Genomic DNA, 21,201 nt, shown 5'->3' with positions numbered 1-21,201 from the left:
GAACCGTCCCGCGACTCGTGTCGCGACATGCCCGCAAACGTTCGTTGGTCTGTCATCATTCCGGTTTTGAACGAGGCGGACATAATCCGGGAGGCGCTATCCCGGCTGCAGCCGTTAAGAAGTCAGGGAATCGAAATCGTCGTTGCCGACGGCGGAAGCACGGACGGTAGTCCGAACCTGGCCCGTGAATTCGTGTCGTCGATCGTACGCGCGCCCAAGGGGCGAGCCGCGCAGATGAATGCCGGCGCAAGCGTAGCGACGGGCGGCTACCTGTTATTTCTCCATATCGACACCCGATTGCCGGAGAACGCACTCCTCGCGTTAACAAAAGTTTTCGAATCCCAGACCGCATGGGGACGCTTCGACGTGCGGCTGTCCGGGAATCGTCCGTTGTTGCGGATCGTCGAAACCCTGATGAACTGGCGCTCTCGCTTGACCGGCATCGCGACGGGCGACCAGGCCATATTCGTGCGGCGAGACATCTTCGAGCGCATAGGCGGCTTTCCGGAGATCCCACTCATGGAGGACATAGCGCTGAGCGAGCGGCTAAAACGCATCGCTAGCCCCGCCTGCCTTCTGGAGCGGGTGATAACGTCCAGCCGGCGATGGGAACAAAACGGAACGGTGCGTACTATCCTCCTCATGTGGAAACTGCGACTGCTCTATTTTCTCGGGACCAATCCGGCCAAGTTAGCCGCCGCATATTACCGCCATGACTGAATCTATCCTCCGTCTTGTTTTCTTTCTCGGCGTGCTTGGCATGATGCTGTTATGGGAGTGGCGTAGTCCATTCCGGACGTTTCCCGAAGGCAAGATACGCCGGCTTGCGCGGCACCTCGGCCTGATGACCCTCAACTCCGCCGTCGCACGCATCTTAAGCGGCGGAGGCGCATATTTCGCCGCAGAGTTCGCACTCGAAAGCCACTGGGGCCTGTTCAACCAACTCGCCCTGACTTACAGTTTATCCTTCGCAGCTGGCTTACTCCTGCTCGACTTCGCCATCTACCTCCAGCACATCGCCTTTCATCGGGTTCCGCTGTTCTGGCGATTGCATAAGATTCACCATCTCGACCTCGGTTTCGACACGACCACGGCCATCCGTTTTCATCCCTTGGAAATCGTCCTGTCGACCTACTACAAAATGGCTTTAGCCATCGCTTTCGGAATATTGCCGACGGCCATTCTGGTCTTCGAGATACTTTTGAACGCCTGTGCTTTGTTCAATCACGGAAATGCGCGCATCCCGGCTCCGTGGGAAAGGAGACTCCGACTGTTTCTCATCACCCCGGACATGCACCGCATCCATCATTCGACCTACAAGCCGGAAATGGACAGCAATTTCGGATTTTCCGTGCCGTTCTGGGACAAGCTGTGCGGCACTTATTGCGCAACGCCGCTCCTGGGCCAAGAAGGCATGGAAATCGGCCTCAAAGACCAACGCGATCCAAAACTGCTAGACTTTTCGCGGCTGCTGATTTTGCCGTTCCGTTGAAGTATGTCGGACTACCGTTTTCCGCTTGCCACCCTGGCCATCATGGCGAAGGCGCCGATTCCGGGGCAAGTAAAAACCCGATTGATTCCCGCTCTAAGCGCGGAAGCGGCGGCACGGTTGCATACTGCTCTACTCCGCAAAACGGGCCGGGAGATGCTGCACGCAAACCTGTGCCCGGTACAGCTTTGGTGCTCTCCCGATACCGGCCACCCCGAATTTGTCGGCTTGGAACTGTTGGGAGCAGCCCTGAAAACGCAATGCCGGGGCAACCTCGGAGCGCGCATGGCCTACGCTGCCCGCGAGTCTCTCGAGAAGGCGAACCAGATCATCATTATCGGCACCGATTGTCCGGCGCTCGATCCCCTTTATGTGGAAAATGCGATCATCGCATTGATGAACGGAAACGATGCGGTCGTCGGTCCGGCCGAAGATGGCGGTTACTGCTTGCTCGGGCTGACCCGGACCGACGGCGAACTGTTCCGAAACATGCCATGGGGCGGAGCGGAGGTGCTGAACGAGACGCGGCAACGGCTTGAAAAGCTGCGCTGGCGGTGGGCGGAGCTCTCCCCGTTGTGGGATATCGACCGTCCTGAAGACTTGCAGCGGCTTAAAAACATGGACGAATGGCAGGAAAAATTTTTGCGTCCATACCCTGATCCGGCTAGACTTTTGCGCCCGCAATAGACTCATCACTATGTATATCGGCCCGTATCGACTGGCTAACCGCTTGATTCTGGCTCCTATGGCCGGCGTAACTGACCGCCCCTTCCGAATGCTATGCCGTCGTTACGGCGCAGCTCTCGCCATATCGGAAATGGTGTCCGCCAATCCCGCCTTGCGCCATGATCGCAAGACCCTGCGACGGAGCGATCACGCCGGAGAGCCGGAACCCCGTGCCGTACAGATTCTCGGCAACGATCCGGCCGCCATGGCCGAAGCCGCCAGAATCAACGCCGATCGAGGCGCACAGATCATCGATATCAACATGGGCTGTCCCGCCAAGAAAGTGTGCCACAAAGCCGCCGGATCGGCGCTTCTCAGAGACGAACGCCTGGTCGCGCGGATTTTGGAAGCGGTTGTCGGAGCGGTGGAGATACCGGTCACGCTAAAAATACGCACCGGCTGGGACCCCAACCACCGCAACGCGGTCACCGTTGCGAAAATCGCCGAGAATGCGGGCATTCGCGCCATCACGATTCATGGTCGCACCCGAGCCTGCGGCTTTTCCGGGCAAGCCGAATACCTTACAATTCACCAGGTCAAGCAAACTGTAGGCATCCCGGTGATCGCCAACGGCGACGTCGATTCGCCGGAAAAAGCAGCGGCCGTCCTCGAACTCACCGGTGCCGATGCTGTCATGATCGGTCGAGCCGCCCTCGGAAACCCTTGGCTGTTTCGTCGCATCGACCATTTTCTTAGCGGAAGCGTCGAGTCCGGACTGCCCGGAGCGGAGGAAACGCGGGATGTCATTTTGGAACATCTGAACGGACTTTATGCATTCTACGGCGAACATCTCGGAGTGCGGATCGCGCGCAAGCACGTCGGTTGGTACCTGAGCCATCTTTCCTGCCCGCCGGATTTCGGCCCGCTGTTCAACATTCAAGACGGTGCCAATCAGCAACTGGATTTAATAAACCAATTGTTTAACGAAGAAAGTCGGAAATTGGCTGCATGAAAGCACAAGCAAGGAATATCGAGGCAATGCCCAATGCCGTCGAGTTCAAAACCGATGCCACATTGCTCTTGAGCGACCACGTACGCATGACCCTGACGCGCTACTTTGCTCAGCTCGACGGGCATGAGGCAACGGATCTCTACGCCATGGTCATCAGCGAAGTGGAAAAGCCCTTGATCGAAACCGTATTGGAGCAATGCGGTCATAACCAGAGTAAGGCGGCGCTGGTACTCGGCGTTAGCCGCAGCACCTTACGCAAGAAGATGCTTCAGTATGGCATTGAGTAATCTTTTTTAATTTTCAGCTGCCCGCGTCATCTTTTCATGAAAATCAAAGTCTCCCGAGCACTCGTTAGCGTGTCAGACAAATCCGGACTTGTGGAATTCTGCCGAGGACTGGCTGACCTTGGAATCGAGATCCTGTCATCGGGCGGGACAGCCGCGCTTTTGCGCGAAAACGGCATCGCGGCAGTGGAAGTATCCGACTATACCGGTTTTCCCGAAATGATGGGCGGACGGATCAAGACTTTGCATCCCAAGATCCACGGCGGCATTCTCGGGCGCCGCGGGATCGACGAGAATGTGATGGCGCAACACGGCATCTCTCCCATCGATCTGGTGGTCGTCAATCTTTATCCCTTTGAGCAAACCATCTCCAAGCCCGACTGTGAACTCGCCGAAGCCATCGAAAACATAGATATCGGCGGTCCCGCCATGATCCGTGCGGCCGCCAAGAATCATGAATCGGTGGGCGTAATCGTCGACCCAACCGATTACCCCGAGGTTCTCGGGGAACTTCAAGCGCAAGCCGGCTGTCTGTCCGATGACATGCGATTCAAGCTGGCGATCAAAAGTTTCCGGCATACCGCTGCCTATGATAGCGCCATTGCGGCTTATCTCGGTAAGGCCGAAGACTCGGACACATTCCCGGACCCGCTCGTGATGCGTTTCCGCAAAGCCCAAGCGATGCGCTACGGGGAAAATCCGCACCAAAAAGCGGCATTCTACGTTGTACCCGGCGTGCCCAGCGGCACCGTCGCTGCGGCGAAACAGCTTCAGGGCAAGGAACTGTCCTACAACAATATCGCCGACGCGGATGCGGCGCTCGAATGCGTCAAGACTTTCGACGACTCGCCTGCCTGCGTCATCGTCAAGCATGCCAATCCATGCGGCGTCGCGCAGGGCAAGACACTGATGGAGGCTTACGACCGCGCCTACGCCACCGACCCAACCTCCGCGTTCGGCGGCATCATCGCCTTTAATCAAGCGCTGGATGTGCAAACCGCCCGCGCCATCATCGAAAGACAGTTCGTGGAAGTGATCATCGCTCCCCGGCTGGGCGAGGGTACGCTTCAAGTGCTCAGCGGAAAAGCCAACGTACGGGTTTTGGAATCCGGTCCTTGGGCTAGCGCTCCCGCGCCGGAATGGGATTTCAAACGCGTATCCGGTGGTCTCCTGGTACAAGACCGCGACCTGGGCGTTGTTGCTCGGGAAGATTTGCGTATCGTCACCCAGCGCGCCCCAACCGAAGACGAAATGGCCGATCTCTTGTTTGCTTGGAAAGTGGTCAAGTACGTCAAGTCCAACGCCATCGTGTATTGCAAGAACCGCCAAACCATCGGCATAGGTGCGGGACAAATGAGCCGCGTCTATTCGGCGCGCATCGCGGCGATCAAGGCCGCGGACGAAGGACTTGCCGTTCAAGGCTCGGTTATGGCTTCGGACGCTTACTTCCCGTTCCGCGACGGGGTGGATTCGGCCGCCGCGGCCGGGATCACCGCCGTCATTCAGCCGGGCGGCTCGATACGCGACCCGGAAGTGATCGCGGCCGCCGACGAACACGGCATGGCCATGGTCTTTACCGGCACGCGGCATTTTCGCCACTAACCAGTTACAGTTTTTCTCGAACTTCTTTGAATCGATCCGAACGGTTTTCCGACACCGACCTCTGCGTCAAATGCGGGCTGTGCCTGCCCCATTGCCCTACCTACAACAAAACTCTGGACGAGAACGAATCCCCGCGCGGACGCATCGCCCTGATCCAGGGCTGGGCACAAGGATCACTCGCTGCGACGCCGGAATTGGTAAGTCACATCGATAATTGCCTCTTGTGCCGATCCTGCGAGGCGGTCTGTCCGGCCTATGTTCCGTACGGCAGCCTCGTCGATCGGTTTCGCGGCGAAACCGGCGAGGTGGGAAAAACCACATCGGCTCGCATCAAGTCCGCCGGGATCAAGATTGCGCTGACCAATAAGCGCGCTTCCCGCTGGGTGGAACGCCTGGTAGAAAAATCGGGACGCGAGAGCAAAGGACTGCTACAAAAGACGGGCTTGCTGAAAGCACTGGGACTGTCCCAATTCGACGCGGGACTTCCGGATATATCCACTTCGGTACGCTGGAACGACTTTTATCCCGCACAAGGCCAGAACGAGCGTGGCCGGGTCGCCCTGTTTCTCGGCTGTACGGCAAACCTTCTGGATGCCGAGACCGTCTCTTCAACTCTGCTTGTACTGAACCGGCTCGGCGTCGGCGTTCGGGTGCCGGACACGCAGGTATGTTGCGGGGCGCTGCATCATCATGCCGGCGATCAGGCTTCAGCGCGAAAGCTCATGGATCGCAATCTGGCCGCTTTTAATTTGTCCGACGCGGACACCATCATCACCATCGCGAGCGGCTGCGGTGCGATGCTGCGCGACTATCGGCAATTGGAAGCCACAGCCGATCTTGCCAAGCGCGTCAAGGACATCAGCCAGTTCCTTGCAGAACTCTCCTGGCCCGACAACATCGAGTTCAAACCCCTGGCCGCCAAGGTTTGCGTGCATACCCCGTGCACCCTGAAGAACGTGTTGCGGGCGGAACGTCACGGCGCCGACCTGCTCCACCGCATACCGTCCCTCGACGTAGCATCCCTACCCAACTCCCAGCGCTGCTGCGGTGCCGCGGGCAGTTATATGCTGGAACACCCTGAAATGGCTAAAGACCTGCGGGACGATGTACTCGAATCGGTGACGGCTATCAAACCTGATTTCCTGGCGACATCCAATCCGGGTTGCGCAGTGCATTTAAGAGCCGGCTTTAAGCAGAGAGGGCTGGGCCATATCGAAGTACTGCATCCGGTCACGCTACTCGCGCGGCAGCTCGTTCGATAAAAAAAGCCGGCTCAGCGCCGGCTTTTTGGAGTTATGGGGTTTACGGAGTCGTGCTAGAGACCGTGATCCTCATCGCCGCAGTTTGTAATTTCGGCCGTAGAAGATTTCCGCCATTTCCTGCTTGAGCTGCTTCTGGATGGCGATACGCTCCTCGTCGGTCAGCGCATCTTTGTCGGTCTCGAACAGATAATTGTCGAGATGGAAGTCTTTCAGGATCATCTTGGTGTGGAAAATTTTCTCCTGATAGACGTTCACGTCGATCATCTGATACCGCTCCGCCATCGCATCCGAAATGTAGTTCTGAATGGACGTGATCTCGTGATCGTTATAATGCTTCTGGCCGCTGATATCGCGCGTGAAGCCGCGCACGCGGTAATCCATGATCACGATATCGGACTCGAAGCTGTGGATCAGATAATTGAGCGCCTTTAGCGGCGAAATCCGGCCGCAGGTGGATACGTCGATATCGGCCCGAAAGGTGCTAATGCCGCCATAGGGGTGACTTTCCGGATAAGTGTGCACCGTGATGTGGCTTTTGTTCAGATGCGCCACCACGGATTCCGGCGCGGGACCCGGCGCCTCGATATTGGTGATGGTATCCGGCACGTGCCCTTCCGAGATGAGCATGGTCACGCTGGCGCCCTGAGGCTCGTAATCCTGACGCGCTATGTTCAAAATTTCGGCGCCGATGATCGCATTCACATCGGTCAATATCTGCGTCAAGCGTTTGGCGTTGTACATCTCGTCGATGTACTCGATGTAACGACGCTGCTGCTGGCCCGATTTGGCATAGCAGATGTCGTAAATATTGAAGCTCAACGATTTGGTGAGGTTATTGAAACCGTGTAACTGCAATTTTTCCATCGATCTAACGATTACCCCCGTAGTCGGTTGTAACTGCCCCTTGACCGCACGCGCTCACGAATAAAGTGCAGGGCCGGTGCCAAAAGTTCATGAGACCGAGAAACCTGTCCATCGTTCACTCGACTTCGATGATTTCATAGTCGTGCGTAATCTGGGCCGTTTTCCCGAGCATAATCGATGCGGAACAATATTTCTCCGCGGAGAGTTGAACCGCTCGGTTGACCACTGCGTCGCTCAGTCCTTTGCCTTTAACGACGAAATGCACGTGGATCCGAGTAAAAACCTTGGGATCGGTTTCCGCCCGTTCAGCTTCGAGCTGTAGCTCGCAATCCCGCACATCGTGCCGCCCTTTGCGGAGAATATGTACTACGTCGAACGCCGTACATCCCCCCATCCCTATCAGCAAGGTTTCCATCGGACGCACACCGAGATTCCGGCCGCCCGATTCCGGCGGCCCATCCATGACTACCGTGTGACCGCTGCCGGATTCAGCCAGGAACAGCGCATTTTCTACCCACTTGACGCGCGCCTTCATCGAAGACCCCCGAGTAAAAATAGCCGCATACTTTATCACAATTCCCCGCCGGGCCAAGCGAAATTAATCGCTGCTAAACTTGATAGATCGCTTTCCATTCACGAGACCCGCAACGCCTATGCATTCTCTCTCGAAACCGGACGAGGCTCTGGCAAATCTCCTGCCGTATTGCCATCGCCGTCGTTATCCCAACAAAACGCACATTATTCGGCCCGGAGATGCAGGAGACACGCTCTATTACATCATCGAAGGCGCGGTTACGGTCAGTCTGGCGCACAAGCCGAGCGGTGACGATATCGTACTCGCTTATCTGAACAAGGGAGAGTTTATCGGCGAAATCGGAGTATTCATGGGCTCCATGCTTCGGGATGTGACGGTCACGACCCGTGAACCGAGCCAACTTGCCGAGATAGGTTATGCTCGATTTTCTCAATTGCTCAACGGCGAACTCGCCGAACATGCCGTAGGCATTTTGAATCTCCTAGGGCGTCAGCTGTCCCGGCGGCTTTTACACACCAGCCGCAAGGTCGGCAACCTCGCATTCCTCGATGTTTCCGGTCGTATCGCGCACACCCTCATAGAGCTATGCAAGCAGCCTGAAGCACTGACGCACCCCGACGGCATGCAAATCCGCATCACCCGGCAGGAACTGGGCCGCATCGTAGGCTGCTCCAGGGAGGTTGCGGGAAGGGTTCTGAAAAATCTCGAAGAACAGGGACTCCTTTCGGCCAAAGGCAAGACGATCGTCGTCTATGGGACTCGTTAAGCCACAGCCTGCGCTCGGAAAGATGGCCAAGGTTTAGCCCGCTCAGCCTGTCAGTCGGGCAACCACATCCGGCCGCGCAAGTAGAGCAGACGCTTTCCATAATCCGATACGGCGATTGCCCCGATAAGGCTGGGAAAATTCGGCACTCTCCTCAAATGCCTTCTTGCTACCGCGATACACGATGACAACATAACCATCGGGGTGTGCGGCCAACCATTCGGACAGCGCCTTACGCGTGTGGAGCACCTTGAGCGGTTCTTTCAGCCTCCCGACGAATTGAAAATCCCCGCTGTATTTTTCCCAATGCGCAATCGATGCTCCCAGCGCTTGCAACTGGGCAAGACGAGTTCCCATAGGCCGCATGTCGTGGTGAGATCGCCCTGCCTCGATATAAATGAGATGCGCGGCCAGCACCACGCCGATCATCGCTCCCACGACTGCCCGCACCATCGTTGCCGAGTCACCGGGCCGCCATAGCAGTAGAAAAGCACCCAGTCCGATGATCAGCGCTCTCGCGATCAAGGGCGATGCTTCGGCGACGGCCACGACTGTGCTATCGGCTTTCGGAAAGCCGAGAACACCGGCGATACCCGGAAGCAAAGCCAACGCCAGCCCCAAGCCCAATACGACCGTTCCGAATGCCCGTTGACCAAAGCGCCCGACCTGAATCGACGGATCGCCGAATACCCGGGCGAAGATCAGTGCCCAGATGGGCAGAGAAGGAAGCAGATAATGAATCTGTTTGGCGCTGACAGCCGATAACAGTATCAATACGGCTGCAATGTGAAGAATGCAGAAGCGCAATTTCAGATCCGCCTTTAGCTCGATCAGCTTGCGCCAAAGACCCGGCCAAAGAATCCATGGAAACAAAAAAATCGGCAATATGGCCGCATACCACCACCATGATCGCTTATGAGCGAAGGAATTGGCGATGCGGCCAGCCGACTGCCCCCAAAAGATGGCTTGGGCGTACTCTTCGCCCCCGGACATGCCGGCGGGAATAGCCCATGCCAAGGCAATGGCCGCGCCCAAGACGGTAGCCGCCAGAATACCGGCGTACCATCCGCCCCAGCCCGAACGCGGAACGCGCCCCATCCACCAAGGTGCCAGCAGACCGACCGGCAGTATGAGCAGCAAGATGATGGGCCCTTTGGACAGTACCCCTCCACCGATCCCGACAGCCGTCATCAACCAGCCGAGATAGGAAGGTTCTTGAGCCGCGCGCAGAATACCCAACACGCCCAGCAAGGCAAAAAAGGCCACCAGCATGTCGTAGAGGGTCAAGGTGGTCCACATGGACCAGACCGCAAGACCGAGCAAAATCAAAGGAGCCAGGCGGGATACCGACTCCAACTCGGGCCACAGCCGGCGCGCCAAACGCTCGGTCAGAATCAGATTGGCCAAGCCGAACAAGGGACCTACCAACCGCGGCGTCCAGTCGTTGACGCCGAAGATGAGCCAGCTCAAATGGATGATCCATTGGAAAAGAGGCGGCTTGTGACTGTACGGTTCGCCGTTCAGGGAAGGTACGAGGAAATCGCCTCGCAGCCACATCTCCCAGGCTACCGATACGGCGCGGGTTTCATCGACGGGTATAAGAGGCCTAAAGGCAAGGCCAGAGAAAACGAGAACGCACCAGAGAAGGACGTAATCCCTGGCAAACGGCCGGTATGGCATAGACGTCGTTGTTATGGATTCACTTTCGTTACGAAAAACCGGCGCCCCCAAAGCACCGGCGCCTGAGCCTGTTCATCCTACTCTACGGCAAGCTGCGGATATCGGTTAAAAGACAAAACAACGAGCGGGGCAACTTACGTCGCCCTCGCCCTGCCTTCATTATAAGGATTTGTATATTCGCTAAGCCGCTTCAACGATGCCGTTGTGCCTTAGCAGGGCATCGATCGTCGGCTCGCGGCCGCGGAAGGCGGTGAAAAGCTCCATGGCCTTGCGGCTGCCGCCTTGCTCGAGGATATTTTCCAAGAACGAGCGGCCTACGTCCGGCGCAAAAATGCCTTCTTCCTCGAACAGCGAGAAAGCGTCGCTGGACAAGACTTCCGCCCATTTGTAGCTGTAATAGCCCGCCGCATAGCCCCCACCGAAGATGTGCGAGAAACTGTGCGGGAACCGGTTGAAAGGCGGCGGGACAAATACCGCCACCTGCTTTCTGACGTCGTCGAGTATCGGATAAATCCGGCCACCCCGGCTCGGATCGTATTCCAAATGAATGCGGAAATCGAACACACTGAATTCGAGCTGGCGGACCATCTGCATGCCCGACTGGAAATTGCGGGCTGCGATCATCTTGTCAAGCAAATCTTCCGGCAAAGGCTCGCCGGTCCGATAGTGGCCCGATATGAGTCCCAGCGCATCGGGTTCCCAGCAAAAGTTTTCCATGAACTGGCTCGGCAGTTCCACGGCGTCCCATTCCACGCCGTGGATGCCGGAAACACCCAGGTAATCGACCTTGGTCAGCATATGGTGCAAGCCATGACCGAATTCATGGAATAAGGTCAACACCTCGTCATGCCGCAACAAGGACGGCTCGCCATTGGTCGGAGGCGTGAAATTACAAGTCAGATACGCGATCGGGTGCTGTATCTTTTGGCCGATTCTGCGCCGGGTGACGCATTCGTCCATCCAGGCTCCGCCACGTTTCTTCGGCCGCGCATAAAGATCCAGATAGAAACCGCCCAACAAATCGCCCGAGCGGCCAAGGATTTCATAAAACCTGACGTCCGGATGCCAAACATCCACCCCGGATTTTTCCCGGATTTGAAGCCCGTACAAGCGTTCGACCACGCCGAACATCCCGGGAACAACCCGATTGACGGGGAAATAGGTTCGAATCTCTTCTTCGGACAAGGCGAATTTATGCTGCCTAAGCTTCTCTGAATAATAAGTCAGATCCCAAGATTCCAGCGTTTCTTGACCATGCTCTTGGCTTGCGAAGTTTTTCAGCTCTTCGAGATCTCGTCTCGCCTGAGGCAAGCTGCGGCGCGCCAGATCGTTCAGAAAATGCATCACCTCATCGGTCGAGGGCGCCATTTTGGTGGCAAGCGACAATTCCGCATAGTTCGAGAATCCGAGAAGCCGCGCCTCTTCATGGCGCAAGGCGAGAATCCTCTCCATGACTTCGGAGTTGTCCCAGCGTCCGGCATCAGGACCTTGATCGGACGCGCGAGTGTTGTAGGCGGTGTAGAACTCGCGGCGCAAATCCCGATCGTCCGCATAAGTCATCACGGCAATATAAGACGGGAATTCCAGACTGAACAGCCAACCTCTCTTACCCTGCGCCGCAGCTGCTTGGCGCGCCATCGCAACCGCCGACTCGGGTAATCCGCTCAGCAGCTTTTCATCCTCGATGTGCTTGCTCCAGGCATGCGTCGCGTCGAGCACGTTATCCTGAAATTGACTGGCGAGTTTGGAGAGTTCTTGGGCAATGGCCTTGAAGCGGGACTTTTTCTCCGGAGTCAATTCAACGCCGGACAGACGAAAATCCCTGAGCGCATTTTCAAGGATCTTCTTTTGCGCGGTATCCAATTCGGTTGCACCCGGGCTTTCGGCAAGCCCGCGGTAAGCCGCGTACAATTCCTCGTTTTGGCCGATTTCCGTCCCGTATTCGCTCAACAGCGGCAGACACGCGTTGTAGGCCTCTCTAAGCTCGTCGCTGTTCACCACGGCATTCATGTGGCTTACCGGAGACCAGGCTTTGTTTAGCCGGTCATCCAAGTCTTCCAACGGCTCTACCAGGTGTTCCCAGGTATCTGTTTTTCCATGTTCAAGCAATTTCGCGATAGCAGCACGGTTTTCTTCCAATATCCGTTCGACAGCCGGCACGACATGCTCCGCTTTGATACGCGAAAACGGCGGAAGACCATCCATATCAAGTAATGGGTTGCTCATAAACTCAAAAAAACCAAATGGAAATATACGTTGGACGGAATACGGCCACGTCAGGTTTTGAAAAACTTCATAGTCCGATCGATCCTCTCCTTGGCTTCATGCAGGACGTTAAGGGTATGGGTCGGCGACAACCGACTATCCTTGAGTTTGGCGCATGCCGGAATGGAATTGATTGCCGGCAGCTCCGCCATGCGACGCGTACCGATATAGCTATGCAGCCTGGATAAGATCACGATATCGCTGAGAGCAAGGGCATTGCCGCTGTCGTGATACCATTCTTCAGCCAGCATCGGGATTTCGATCAAATCGGCCGGAAAATCCCACTTTTTCAGCAAGAAAGCCCCTACCGGACCCCGAATATGAGGCATCGCCGACTCGATCTCGTCCGGACTCCAGTACTCGCGAGGAAACTTTTCGGCAAAATAGAGAAACGGCACTACGCCGATATCGGCAACCAATCCGGCTAACAAGGCTTCCTCTTCACTCACTCCTTCGTTCTCGGCGGCTAAAACATAACAGAGGCTGGATAGCTTGATGCTCGTTTCCCACTGCCTGTGAAGGGCTTGATTGATGTAAGGGTCTTGACCACGGAAAACCTGCCTCAGACAAAAGCTGGTCACCAGGTTCCGGGTCGCCGCCAGCCCCAAACGCAAAACTGCATCGTGGCAATTATTGATCGGACGAACAGGCAAGTACAGAGGGCTATTGGCGACATGAACAAGTTTGGCGGCAACGGCGGGATCGAGTTGAACGATGTTGACGACTTCACGGATGTCGACATCGTGTTGTATGGCCTGCCTTAGCTTGAAAGCCACGTCCGGCAAAGAGGGGATTCGCAGTTCTTCCTCGCCGTAAGACTGGGCGAAAGCCTGAAACAGCCGGCCTCCCCGAACAGCTTCCGGAATCCGCTCATCGTTGGAGTCTATTAGAGTTTGCGCCGATTCGTACCTGACCACGCCTCGACTCATGATCTTGCTGGCGACGCGCAATATCTGAATTTCGGTCTGCGCGTACGCCGTGGCGCTGTACTGCTTGCCGCAGCACAAGGGAAACCTCGCTTTGGCAGTATTTGCACTGATCTCGTAAGTTTTCCCGTCACCGAGATCCATCAGAACCGTCCCTCCCAAGAGGTAATGAATCGATTCGATCGGTTCCCCGGCCTTGAACAGAATCGTGCCGGGTCCATAAACCTCGGCCTTTCTCTCCAAAACGAATGCGTCCAATTCGTCTTCGCTGAGGGTGCGGATCGGAAACAATTCTTTCAGGATGTCCAAGTTGATGGACATCCCCTCCCGTGACGAAGGAACGATTTTCGCAGCTTGCGGATAAGCGTCCGCCCCGTCCTCGACCGGTGTTTGCGTCTTGAGGCTGGCTGTTTGCCTCCTAGAACCGAAAATTCGTGTCAGCAAGCTCATTTCTCAACTCTATCACAGGACACTGTCGAAAACTGTTACATACATTACTGACCGAATACCCTCAAGGTTTCGGCAATCTGCTCCTTGGCATCGTACAATACCTTGAGCGACTGCTCCGGAGTCAGCGTGGCATCTTTGAGCTTAGCGTATGCGGGTAATTCGGTGATCGGGGGCAAATCTCCCATCTTGGGCGTTCCGACATAACTGTGCCAGGCCGCTAGCCGGACGATATCGGCCAAACCCAGCCGATCCGTACCCGACGAGTAGTTCCATTGCTCGGCAATGATCGGAAGATCGAGATATTCGTCGGCAAACTCCCACTTAGCGAGCAAATATTGGCCGACCGGCCCTTGAATAATCGGCAGGGCTGCCTCGAGTTCCGCCGAGCCGTGATACTCAGACCGAAATTTTTCGGCAAAAGACAGAAAAGGAATGGCGCCGATGCGAACGATCAATCCGCCCAACAGCGCTTTATCGGGATCGACCTGACCGGTTCTCGCCGCCAGCACGGAAGAAATCACCGACAGTTGAAGGCTGCTCTTCCACACGTCCAACATGAGTTTTCTGATCTGCGGACTACCCGCGTTGAAGAGACCTTTCATACTCATGGTGAAAATGAGGTTGCGGGTCGCCACCAGACCTAGCCGAGCAATGGCGCTCTGACACGTCTTGACCGGCTCGGCCGTGAGATAGAGAGGAGAATTGGCCACTTGCACCAACTTAGTCGCAAGTACGGGATCCATCTGCACGATTTTTGTCGCCTTTACGAAATCGATCTCCTCGCGCATGGCCTGCCTTAATTTGAAGGCCACGGACGGAAAAGCCGGCAAGTCGAGCTTGCCTTTATGAAAGGTACGGCAGAAGACATAAAACAAATTGCTCCCACCCAGTTCACGAGGAAGCGGCGATCGAGTCAAATCGGGCGGAACTATCGTCCGGGCGCTCGATCTCTCCGCATACTGTCGCAAGATCACTGCGGGCACGCGCAGCACCCAAACGTCCGTCCAGGCATTCGCCGCAATCGAACTCAGCCCGTCGCGATTCAGCGGGAAGCGTGCGGCATCGCTATCCGAATCCACCTTCGTCTTGCCGCCACGTTCCGGCCCGACCATAACCGTGCCTTTAAGCAGAAACACTGCCGTCTCGGGCATTTCAGCGCCACGAAGCACGGTCGAACCTGCCGGATAGAACTCCATTAGGCGCCCGGAAGCGAAGGCGATCAGTTCCTCCTCGCTCAGTGTTGCCAGCGGCGCCAAACGCTTAAGAATTTCGGGAGGAACCGGCTCGGTTCGGATGAGCGTGGGCTCGACACTGGGCGAGTCCAACAGAAACGAATCCGAAGGATCCTGAATATCGGAACGAGCAGCGGTCCTTTTAGCGGCGACCAACTTGAAGCCGAGCCAGCCCGCCACACCGAGACTGAGGATACCGATTGCCAATACGAGGGTATTCATCTATAGCCGCTCACACTCCAAGGCGGAATATTATTTTCGTTTATGTGACACGCCTCACATACAACTCGGCGAGCCCATGCTAACCACCCTATAAATACTAGCTTAATAGCTGCTAAATTCGATCCAAGCCGAAAGCCGCGTGCCCCTGCCTGACAAAACGTGGCGGCGTAATCCACGCCTCTTTCGATTGGCCGCGAATCTCTACCCAGGCACGCTCATAGCTGCCGGGAGGCAGACGAGCAAAGCCGACCGAGCGATTCAGTGTAGGCGAGAAAATCCCGCTCGTAACAACACCTTCACCAAACGGCGGAACGACGACCTTCTGCCCATGGCGCAGCACGCCTTTATCGTTCAACACGAGTCCCACAAAACGGCGCAGTTGCCCGATTTTCCGCTGCTCCTCCAAGGCCTTGCGACCGATAAACTGCCGCTCGACCGGCTCCCAGGCCACGGTCCAACCCAGTCCGGATTCCAAAGGGCTTACGGTCTCGTCCATGTCCAATCCATAAAGCCGCATTCCGGCTTCAAGACGCAAGGTATCCCTCGCCCCAAGCCCGCAGGGTCTAAAACCGTTAGCGATCAGTACTGCCCACAGGGCAGCAGCATCGGCCTGAGGCAAGATGATTTCCAAACCGTCTTCGCCGGTATATCCGCTGCAAGACAAAAACCAATCGTCAGCCTCGGCAAATTCGAACGGCGCCAAGGACATAACGGCCGCATGCAATTCGGAAGGCAGGCCATCACGCGCTTTGCGCCTCGTTTCCGGCCCTTGCGCCGCGATAATCGCGAGATCCTGTCTGGGCAGGAAGCCCACGGAGAATCCAGAGACCTGCCGCTGTATCCAAGAGATGACCTTGTCGCGAGTAGCGGCATTGCTCACAATCCGAAACCGATCCCCTGCCCTGCGGAAAACGGTCAAGTCATCCAGTATCCCGCCGCTCTCGTTAAGCACGCAGCTATACAGAGCCTTGCCGGGACCGCTCAATCGATCGACATCGTTCGCCAGGAGCATTCTCAGAAACCGCCCGCAATCCGCGCCGTCGAGATCGATGACGGTCATGTGCGACACATCGAAAACACCGGCATCCCGGCGCACGGCATGATGCTCCTCCAGTTGCGAACCATAATGAAGCGGCAACTCCCAACCCGCGAACTCCACCATGCGTCCGCCGGCCTGCCGGTGGATCTCATTCAAGATTGTTTTGCGCACCATGGGTTCAAACCCGATATTAACGAATGAATATTCGGTTAGACCTAATCGCTCGCCTATTCCGACTAGACAAAGGAATCAAAAATGCATGAAACAAAGAGGCCGGCAAAGCCGGCCTCGATAACTGGATCGTCGCGTCACTTACAGTAACGGAATGATCAAAAGAGCCACGATATTGATGATCTTGATCATCGGATTCACGGCCGGGCCCGCCGTGTCCTTGTACGGGTCGCCGACGGTATCGCCGGTCACCGCCGCCTTATGGGCTTCGGACCCCTTGCCGCCATAATGGCCGTCCTCTATATATTTTTTCGCGTTATCCCAGGCACCGCCTCCGGTGGTCATGGAAATGGCCACGAACAGCCCGGTAATGATCGAACCGATGAGTACGCCGCCCAATGCCTCCTTACCGAGCAGCAACCCCACCAGAATGGGTATCGCCACGGGCAACAGGGATGGCACGATCATTTCCTTGATCGCGGCCACGGTCAGCATGTCCACCGCCTTCGAATAATCGGGCTTGGCGGTATAGTCCATGATGCCGGGAATCTCGCGGAACTGCCGCCGAACCTCGTTAACGATTCCGCCTGCGGCACGGCCCACGGCCTCCATGGCCAAAGCACCGAACAGATAAGGCACCAAGCCGCCGATGAAAAGCCCGATGACCACCATGTGGTTCGACAAGTCGAAGGTAATGCCGCCGCCCAAATTATGGGTGTAGTCGGCGAACAGCACGAGCGCGGCAAGCCCTGCGGAGCCGATGGCGTACCCCTTGGTTACCGCTTTGGTGGTATTGCCGACGGCATCGAGAGGATCGGTGATGTTACGGATTTCGGCGGGCAAATCGGCCATCTCAGCGATGCCCCCGGCGTTGTCCGTAATGGGACCGTAGGCGTCCAGCGCCACGATCATGCCGGTCATGGACAGCATTGCCGTGGCCGCCACGGCGATTCCGAACAAACCGGCCAGCTCGTAGGCTCCCCAGATGCTGGCACATACGGCAACAACGGGGCCCGCCGTCGACTTCATGGAGATGCCAAGCCCCGCGATGATGTTGGTAGCGTGCCCGGTGGTCGACGCCGATGCGATATGCTGAACCGGCTTGAATTCGGTTGCCGTGTAGTATTCGGTGATGGCGACCATCACCCCTGTAAGAACAAGACCGATGAGGGCGGAGAAATAGATGCTGTGGGCCGAAATCGATTCGCCCGCAAACGAAACATCGCCACCGAACAATGCCAGAGTGACCGGATAGAACGCCAGGGCGGACAAGCCGCCGGAGACGATGACGCCTTTGTAGAGGCCGCTCATGATCTTGCGTCCCTCGGCAACCTCCACGAAAGAAGTGCCGATTATGGATGCAATGATGGAAATTCCGCCGAGCACCAAGGGATAAGCGATGGCGTTCTCCGACCCGGCAGTGAGCAGGCTGGCCAGCAGCATGGTGGCGACGATCGTCACCGCGTAGGTCTCGAACAAGTCGGCGGCCATGCCGGCACAATCGCCCACGTTGTCGCCCACGTTGTCGGCGATGACCGCAGGATTTCGGGGATCGTCCTCGGGAATCCCGGCCTCGACCTTGCCCACCAAATCGGCGCCCACGTCGGCGCCCTTGGTAAAGATGCCGCCGCCCAAACGGGCGAAGATGGAAATCAAAGAACCACCGAAGGCGAGTCCCACCAGTGCGTGCAACGGATCGTCGACGCCGGAGGCTTTCAGGATGACATAGTAACCGGCGACACCCAAAAGGCCCAATCCGACCACCAACAGGCCGGTGATGGCACCGCCCCGGAAAGCCACGGTGAAAGCGGCATTCATGCCTTGATATGCGGCCTGTGCAGTGCGGGAATTGGAGCGCACCGAGATGTTCATGCCGATGTAACCGGCAACGCCGGACAGCACCGCACCGACGGCAAAGCCGATGGCGACAGCCCACCCGAGGGCGACACCGATAACGAGGAAGAGAACCCCGCCGACCAGACCGATCGTCTTGTACTGGCGGTTCAGATAAGCTTTGGCGCCTTGCTGAATGGCGGAGGCAATTTCCACCATGCGCTCATTGCCCGGCGATTGAATATTAATCCAGGCAATGGAAAGGATTCCGTAGATCAGGGCGGCAACCGCAGCCGTGAACGCGAAAGCCACTCCCCAGCCGATTGTGAAACCGATGTATAGGAACTCGATGAGTCCCAAACCGGCGATCATTTTACAGCGACGGTCATTCAGCACTAACCGGACGCCCTCTTGCGCGCGGGCGACGAGTAAATAAGCCATTTTCTCCTCCTCTTTTTGCTTTCTTGTTTTTACGTCACATGGGGCATGAACTCGGAAATCAAACTGCAAATTGGCTGGTCAGCTTCTTGGGAACCGACGCATTTTTCAACACGACGTAATTCGGCAAGCCATCTTTGTACGGCGGGTAATCTTCGCCCTCTATCAAAGGGAGCAAATAGGCGCGACAAGCATCGGTAATGCCGAAGCCGTCTGGAGAAATGAATTCCCGCGGCATCTTCTTTTCCACATTGGCCACGTCCGACAAGTCGGCGTGACCGATCTTCCACCGATAGGGCGAATCGGAAATACGATCGATCGTGGGCATGACCGCATTCCGGCCATCCAAAGCCAGTTCGACGGCGGCCTTACCGAGGCCGTAAGCCTGTTCGACATCGGTTCTGGAAGCAATGTGCCGGGCGGCGCGCTGCAGATAATCGGCCACGGCCCAGTGATACCTGTGGCCCAGCGAGCTCTTGATCAGAGCGGCAATGACCGGGGCGACACCGCCAAGCTGGGTGTGGCCGAAAACGTCTTTGATACCGGCATCGGCCAGAAACTTGCCGTCCGCCCCCTTTACGCCTTCCGAGACCACTACCGAGCAATAACCGTAACGCTTGACCCTCTCGTCGACCGCGGCCAGAAACTCGGTTTGATCGAAGGGAATTTCGGGAAACAGGATCACCAGCGGGATATCGTGTTCCGCATCGGCCGCCAATCCTCCGGCGGCAGCGATCCAGCCAGCATGGCGCCCCATGACCTCGATCACGAATATCTTGGTTGAAGTGGCCGCCATCGAGGCCACGTCGAAGCTCGCTTCACGGGTGGAAACCGCAATGTACTTGGCTACGGAACCGAAACCGGGACAGTTGTCGGTAATGGGCAGGTCGTTATCGACCGTCTTGGGAATATGAATGGCGCACAATGGATAACCCATCTTCTCCGAAAGCTGAGACACTTTCAGACAGGTATCGGCCGAATCGCCGCCGCCGTTGTAGAAGAAATAGCCGATGTCGTGGGCCTTGAAGACTTCGATCAGCCGTTCGTATTGCGCCTTGCTCTCCTCGAGTCCCTTCAGCTTGTAGCGGCAGGAGCCGAAAGCGCCGCCCGGCGTGTGCCGCAGCCCGGCAATGGCTTGATCGGATTCCTGAGCCGTGTCGATAAGATCTTCGGTCAACGCACCGATAATGCCATTCCGCCCGGCATAAACACTACCAATATGATTACGGTGCCGCCGCGCGGTTTCGATCACACCGCATGCCGATGCGTTAATGACGGCGGTTACACCGCCGGATTGGGCATAAAATGCATTCCGAATGGCCATGGCCGCCCTTTATCGTTCTAAAGTCCTAATAAAAAGCCTACATTAGAACAATTACCCTTGCAGTACAAGGCGCTTAGGCTAACCGCCAAGGGTATTTGCACCATACGGCTATATTGGACTTGACAGCCAGATACGATGATTGTTTTCCACAGCGTCCGATGTTGTCTTTAGCCTTTCTACTGCGCCTCCTCCCGTGACACGCCGAGCAATGCGCGGGGACGATTCGCCGCGTCTGAGATGTTTACACAGATGCGGCATAAGGGTGATCCGTGTCGCCGAGCCATTAAGGCGGCACGGGCGACAATGTGCTGAGCGTCTTGCCCGGAGTCCGGAGCAACGACAGAATCGGCGGCGGTCCTCGAGTCAACGCGACAAATGCGTCGTGCAAGAACTGACTCTATTCGGCCATGAAAGCGGCCTCGGTCACCCGCTTAACGCTGGGTTTCCAGCAAAGAAAGTCGGCCCGACACGACGAGATGACGATCGCTGACGATAGTGACGGCAAAATCGGCTAGGCCGGCTTTCTCCAATTGCGCGCGGATTTCATCCGGCCGGTAAGCCGCACGAAGGGAGTTCGAGAAATCCCGTTTCAGCACCTCCGGCGCGTCGGCCGCATACTGCCGGACCAGTTCGTTTAGCTGCTCTTCGCTCTCGGGCCGCAGCAGGTCCATAATAAAAATCGGCGCGCCGGATTTTCCCCACCGCTTCACGGACGCCCATAACACCATGGGATCGGCCAGGTGATGGAGCAGCGAATTCGAGATCACCGCATCGTAAGACGTCAGCGGTAAGGTGGCATCGGGAAGATAGGCTCTGATCAGCCGGATACGCTGCTCCAAGCCTGCCGAGCGAACGGCTTTACGGCCGAACTCGAGCATGGCTTCGGCGCCGTCCACGCCGTCGATCCGGCAATTCGGAAAGGCGCGGGCGAAACGCACGGTTACGTCGGCCGAACCGCAGCCTAAGTCGAGAACTGCGCCGGCCAGCGTGTCGTCCGGAAACGCGGATCGAAACAGGGAGACGAAATGATCGTGCGGCTCGGAAAAATCCGCTTCCGCATAGGCACGGGCCTGATCTTCCTCGTCCATCAATTCCGGCTCGGGTACACGCTGCATGTTCGGCTCCATCGACAAGATCGCTTAGC

Annotated in this window: 18 protein-coding genes; 8 read left to right on the top strand and 10 right to left on the bottom strand. The window is 56.8% G+C overall.

Annotated features, from left to right (window positions below; all coding sequences use genetic code 11):
* Window positions 1-27 precede the first annotated feature (27 nt).
* From JOD69_RS00280 to JOD69_RS00250, 7 genes are read left to right on the top strand one after another with little or no spacing between them, the layout of a single operon-like run.
* The gene (locus JOD69_RS00280) at window positions 28-720 is read left to right on the top strand and encodes a TIGR04283 family arsenosugar biosynthesis glycosyltransferase (RefSeq protein WP_077730300.1); all 693 of its coding nucleotides are present in this window, start codon (window positions 28-30) and stop codon (window positions 718-720) included.
* On the top strand, window positions 713-1,492 hold the full coding sequence (locus tag JOD69_RS00275) for a sterol desaturase family protein (RefSeq protein ID WP_077730299.1): 780 nt from the start codon (window positions 713-715) through the stop codon (window positions 1,490-1,492). Before JOD69_RS00280 ends, JOD69_RS00275 begins: the two co-directional genes overlap by 8 nt.
* 3 nt (window positions 1,493-1,495) lie before the next feature.
* Entirely contained in the window at window positions 1,496-2,176 is a 681-nt protein-coding gene (locus JOD69_RS00270; protein ID WP_077730298.1) for a TIGR04282 family arsenosugar biosynthesis glycosyltransferase, read from the top strand.
* 10 nt (window positions 2,177-2,186) lie between these two features.
* Window positions 2,187-3,167, top strand: coding sequence for a tRNA dihydrouridine synthase DusB (gene dusB / locus JOD69_RS00265; RefSeq protein ID WP_086133160.1), 981 nt, complete (start codon window positions 2,187-2,189; stop codon window positions 3,165-3,167).
* Window positions 3,164-3,454, top strand: a complete 291-nt coding sequence (locus tag JOD69_RS00260) for a helix-turn-helix domain-containing protein (protein ID WP_077730296.1) — start codon at window positions 3,164-3,166, stop codon at window positions 3,452-3,454. The genes dusB and JOD69_RS00260 overlap by 4 nt, the downstream gene beginning before the upstream one ends.
* Window positions 3,455-3,490: 36 nt before the next feature.
* Entirely contained in the window at window positions 3,491-5,053 is a 1,563-nt protein-coding gene (gene purH, locus JOD69_RS00255) for a bifunctional phosphoribosylaminoimidazolecarboxamide formyltransferase/IMP cyclohydrolase (RefSeq protein ID WP_077730295.1), read from the top strand.
* Window positions 5,054-5,079: 26 nt separating this feature from the next.
* Window positions 5,080-6,315: a (Fe-S)-binding protein gene (locus tag JOD69_RS00250; protein WP_086133161.1), complete on the top strand. Its 1,236-nt coding sequence runs from the start codon at window positions 5,080-5,082 to the stop codon at window positions 6,313-6,315.
* Window positions 6,316-6,384: 69 nt separating this feature from the next.
* Here the strand turns inward: JOD69_RS00250 and speD are convergent, their stop codons facing one another.
* Together speD and JOD69_RS00240 are read right to left on the bottom strand one after the other, a co-directional pair.
* On the bottom strand, window positions 6,385-7,191 hold the full coding sequence (gene speD, locus JOD69_RS00245; protein WP_240502507.1) for an adenosylmethionine decarboxylase: 807 nt from the start codon (window positions 7,189-7,191) through the stop codon (window positions 6,385-6,387).
* A 103-nt stretch (window positions 7,192-7,294) separates the two neighbouring features.
* Complete coding sequence (locus tag JOD69_RS00240) at window positions 7,295-7,714, bottom strand: OsmC family protein (protein WP_077730292.1); 420 nt, start codon at window positions 7,712-7,714, stop codon at window positions 7,295-7,297.
* Window positions 7,715-7,832: 118 nt separating this feature from the next.
* Here JOD69_RS00240 and crp point away from each other — a divergent pair, with 118 nt between their 5' ends.
* On the top strand, window positions 7,833-8,480 hold the full coding sequence (gene crp / locus JOD69_RS00235) for a cAMP-activated global transcriptional regulator CRP (RefSeq protein ID WP_077730291.1): 648 nt from the start codon (window positions 7,833-7,835) through the stop codon (window positions 8,478-8,480).
* A gap of 42 nt (window positions 8,481-8,522) precedes the next feature.
* Here crp and JOD69_RS00230 read toward each other — a convergent pair whose 3' ends face one another.
* The 8 genes from JOD69_RS00230 to JOD69_RS00195 form a co-directional block, all read right to left on the bottom strand.
* Entirely contained in the window at window positions 8,523-10,034 is a 1,512-nt protein-coding gene (locus JOD69_RS00230; RefSeq protein WP_168183718.1) for a glycosyltransferase family 39 protein, read from the bottom strand.
* A gap of 303 nt (window positions 10,035-10,337) precedes the next feature.
* Window positions 10,338-12,383: an oligopeptidase A gene (gene prlC, locus JOD69_RS00225; protein ID WP_077730289.1), complete on the bottom strand. Its 2,046-nt coding sequence runs from the start codon at window positions 12,381-12,383 to the stop codon at window positions 10,338-10,340.
* A gap of 50 nt (window positions 12,384-12,433) precedes the next feature.
* Complete coding sequence (locus tag JOD69_RS00220) at window positions 12,434-13,798, bottom strand: HDOD domain-containing protein (protein ID WP_077730288.1); 1,365 nt, start codon at window positions 13,796-13,798, stop codon at window positions 12,434-12,436.
* A 44-nt stretch (window positions 13,799-13,842) separates the two neighbouring features.
* On the bottom strand, window positions 13,843-15,252 hold the full coding sequence (locus JOD69_RS00215) for an HDOD domain-containing protein (RefSeq protein ID WP_086133163.1): 1,410 nt from the start codon (window positions 15,250-15,252) through the stop codon (window positions 13,843-13,845).
* 112 nt (window positions 15,253-15,364) lie between these two features.
* A complete protein-coding gene (gene gcvT / locus JOD69_RS00210) occupies window positions 15,365-16,465 on the bottom strand; it encodes a glycine cleavage system aminomethyltransferase GcvT (RefSeq protein WP_086133164.1) in 1,101 nt (366 codons plus the stop codon).
* A gap of 138 nt (window positions 16,466-16,603) precedes the next feature.
* Window positions 16,604-18,736, bottom strand: a complete 2,133-nt coding sequence (locus JOD69_RS00205; protein WP_205780763.1) for a sodium-translocating pyrophosphatase — start codon at window positions 18,734-18,736, stop codon at window positions 16,604-16,606.
* Window positions 18,737-18,794: 58 nt separating this feature from the next.
* Window positions 18,795-20,057 carry a 6-phosphofructokinase gene (locus JOD69_RS00200; protein WP_086133165.1) on the bottom strand — a complete coding sequence of 421 codons (1,263 nt, stop codon included), beginning with the start codon at window positions 20,055-20,057 and terminating at the stop codon, window positions 18,795-18,797.
* A 431-nt stretch (window positions 20,058-20,488) separates the two neighbouring features.
* A complete protein-coding gene (locus JOD69_RS00195) occupies window positions 20,489-21,172 on the bottom strand; it encodes a class I SAM-dependent methyltransferase (RefSeq protein ID WP_077730310.1) in 684 nt (227 codons plus the stop codon).
* Window positions 21,173-21,201 lie beyond the last annotated feature (29 nt).

The organism is Methylocaldum sp. RMAD-M (assembly GCF_017832375.1).
In the GTDB taxonomy this organism is placed as follows: domain Bacteria; phylum Pseudomonadota; class Gammaproteobacteria; order Methylococcales; family Methylococcaceae; genus Methylocaldum.
Note: the sequence above shows the minus strand (reverse complement) of the source record. Positions and strands in the feature narration are given on the sequence as shown.

Excerpts from the sequence above, each read along its gene's own strand:
- JOD69_RS00280 (WP_077730300.1), top strand. The coding sequence starts at position 28 with ATGCCCGCAAACGTTCGTTGGTCTGTCATCATTCCGGTTTTGAACGAG.
- JOD69_RS00275 (WP_077730299.1), top strand. The coding sequence starts at position 713 with ATGACTGAATCTATCCTCCGTCTTGTTTTCTTTCTCGGCGTGCTTGGC.
- JOD69_RS00270 (WP_077730298.1), top strand. The coding sequence starts at position 1,496 with ATGTCGGACTACCGTTTTCCGCTTGCCACCCTGGCCATCATGGCGAAG.
- dusB (WP_086133160.1), top strand. The coding sequence starts at position 2,187 with ATGTATATCGGCCCGTATCGACTGGCTAACCGCTTGATTCTGGCTCCT.
- JOD69_RS00260 (WP_077730296.1), top strand. The coding sequence starts at position 3,164 with ATGAAAGCACAAGCAAGGAATATCGAGGCAATGCCCAATGCCGTCGAG.
- purH (WP_077730295.1), top strand. The coding sequence starts at position 3,491 with ATGAAAATCAAAGTCTCCCGAGCACTCGTTAGCGTGTCAGACAAATCC.
- JOD69_RS00240 (WP_077730292.1), bottom strand. The coding sequence starts at position 7,714 with ATGAAGGCGCGCGTCAAGTGGGTAGAAAATGCGCTGTTCCTGGCTGAA.
- crp (WP_077730291.1), top strand. The coding sequence starts at position 7,833 with ATGCATTCTCTCTCGAAACCGGACGAGGCTCTGGCAAATCTCCTGCCG.
- JOD69_RS00230 (WP_168183718.1), bottom strand. The coding sequence starts at position 10,034 with ATGTGGCTGCGAGGCGATTTCCTCGTACCTTCCCTGAACGGCGAACCG.
- prlC (WP_077730289.1), bottom strand. The coding sequence starts at position 12,383 with ATGAGCAACCCATTACTTGATATGGATGGTCTTCCGCCGTTTTCGCGT.
- JOD69_RS00220 (WP_077730288.1), bottom strand. The coding sequence starts at position 13,798 with ATGAGCTTGCTGACACGAATTTTCGGTTCTAGGAGGCAAACAGCCAGC.
- JOD69_RS00215 (WP_086133163.1), bottom strand. The coding sequence starts at position 15,252 with ATGAATACCCTCGTATTGGCAATCGGTATCCTCAGTCTCGGTGTGGCG.
- gcvT (WP_086133164.1), bottom strand. The coding sequence starts at position 16,465 with ATGGTGCGCAAAACAATCTTGAATGAGATCCACCGGCAGGCCGGCGGA.
- JOD69_RS00205 (WP_205780763.1), bottom strand. The coding sequence starts at position 18,736 with ATGGCTTATTTACTCGTCGCCCGCGCGCAAGAGGGCGTCCGGTTAGTG.
- JOD69_RS00200 (WP_086133165.1), bottom strand. The coding sequence starts at position 20,057 with ATGGCCATTCGGAATGCATTTTATGCCCAATCCGGCGGTGTAACCGCC.
- JOD69_RS00195 (WP_077730310.1), bottom strand. The coding sequence starts at position 21,172 with ATGCAGCGTGTACCCGAGCCGGAATTGATGGACGAGGAAGATCAGGCC.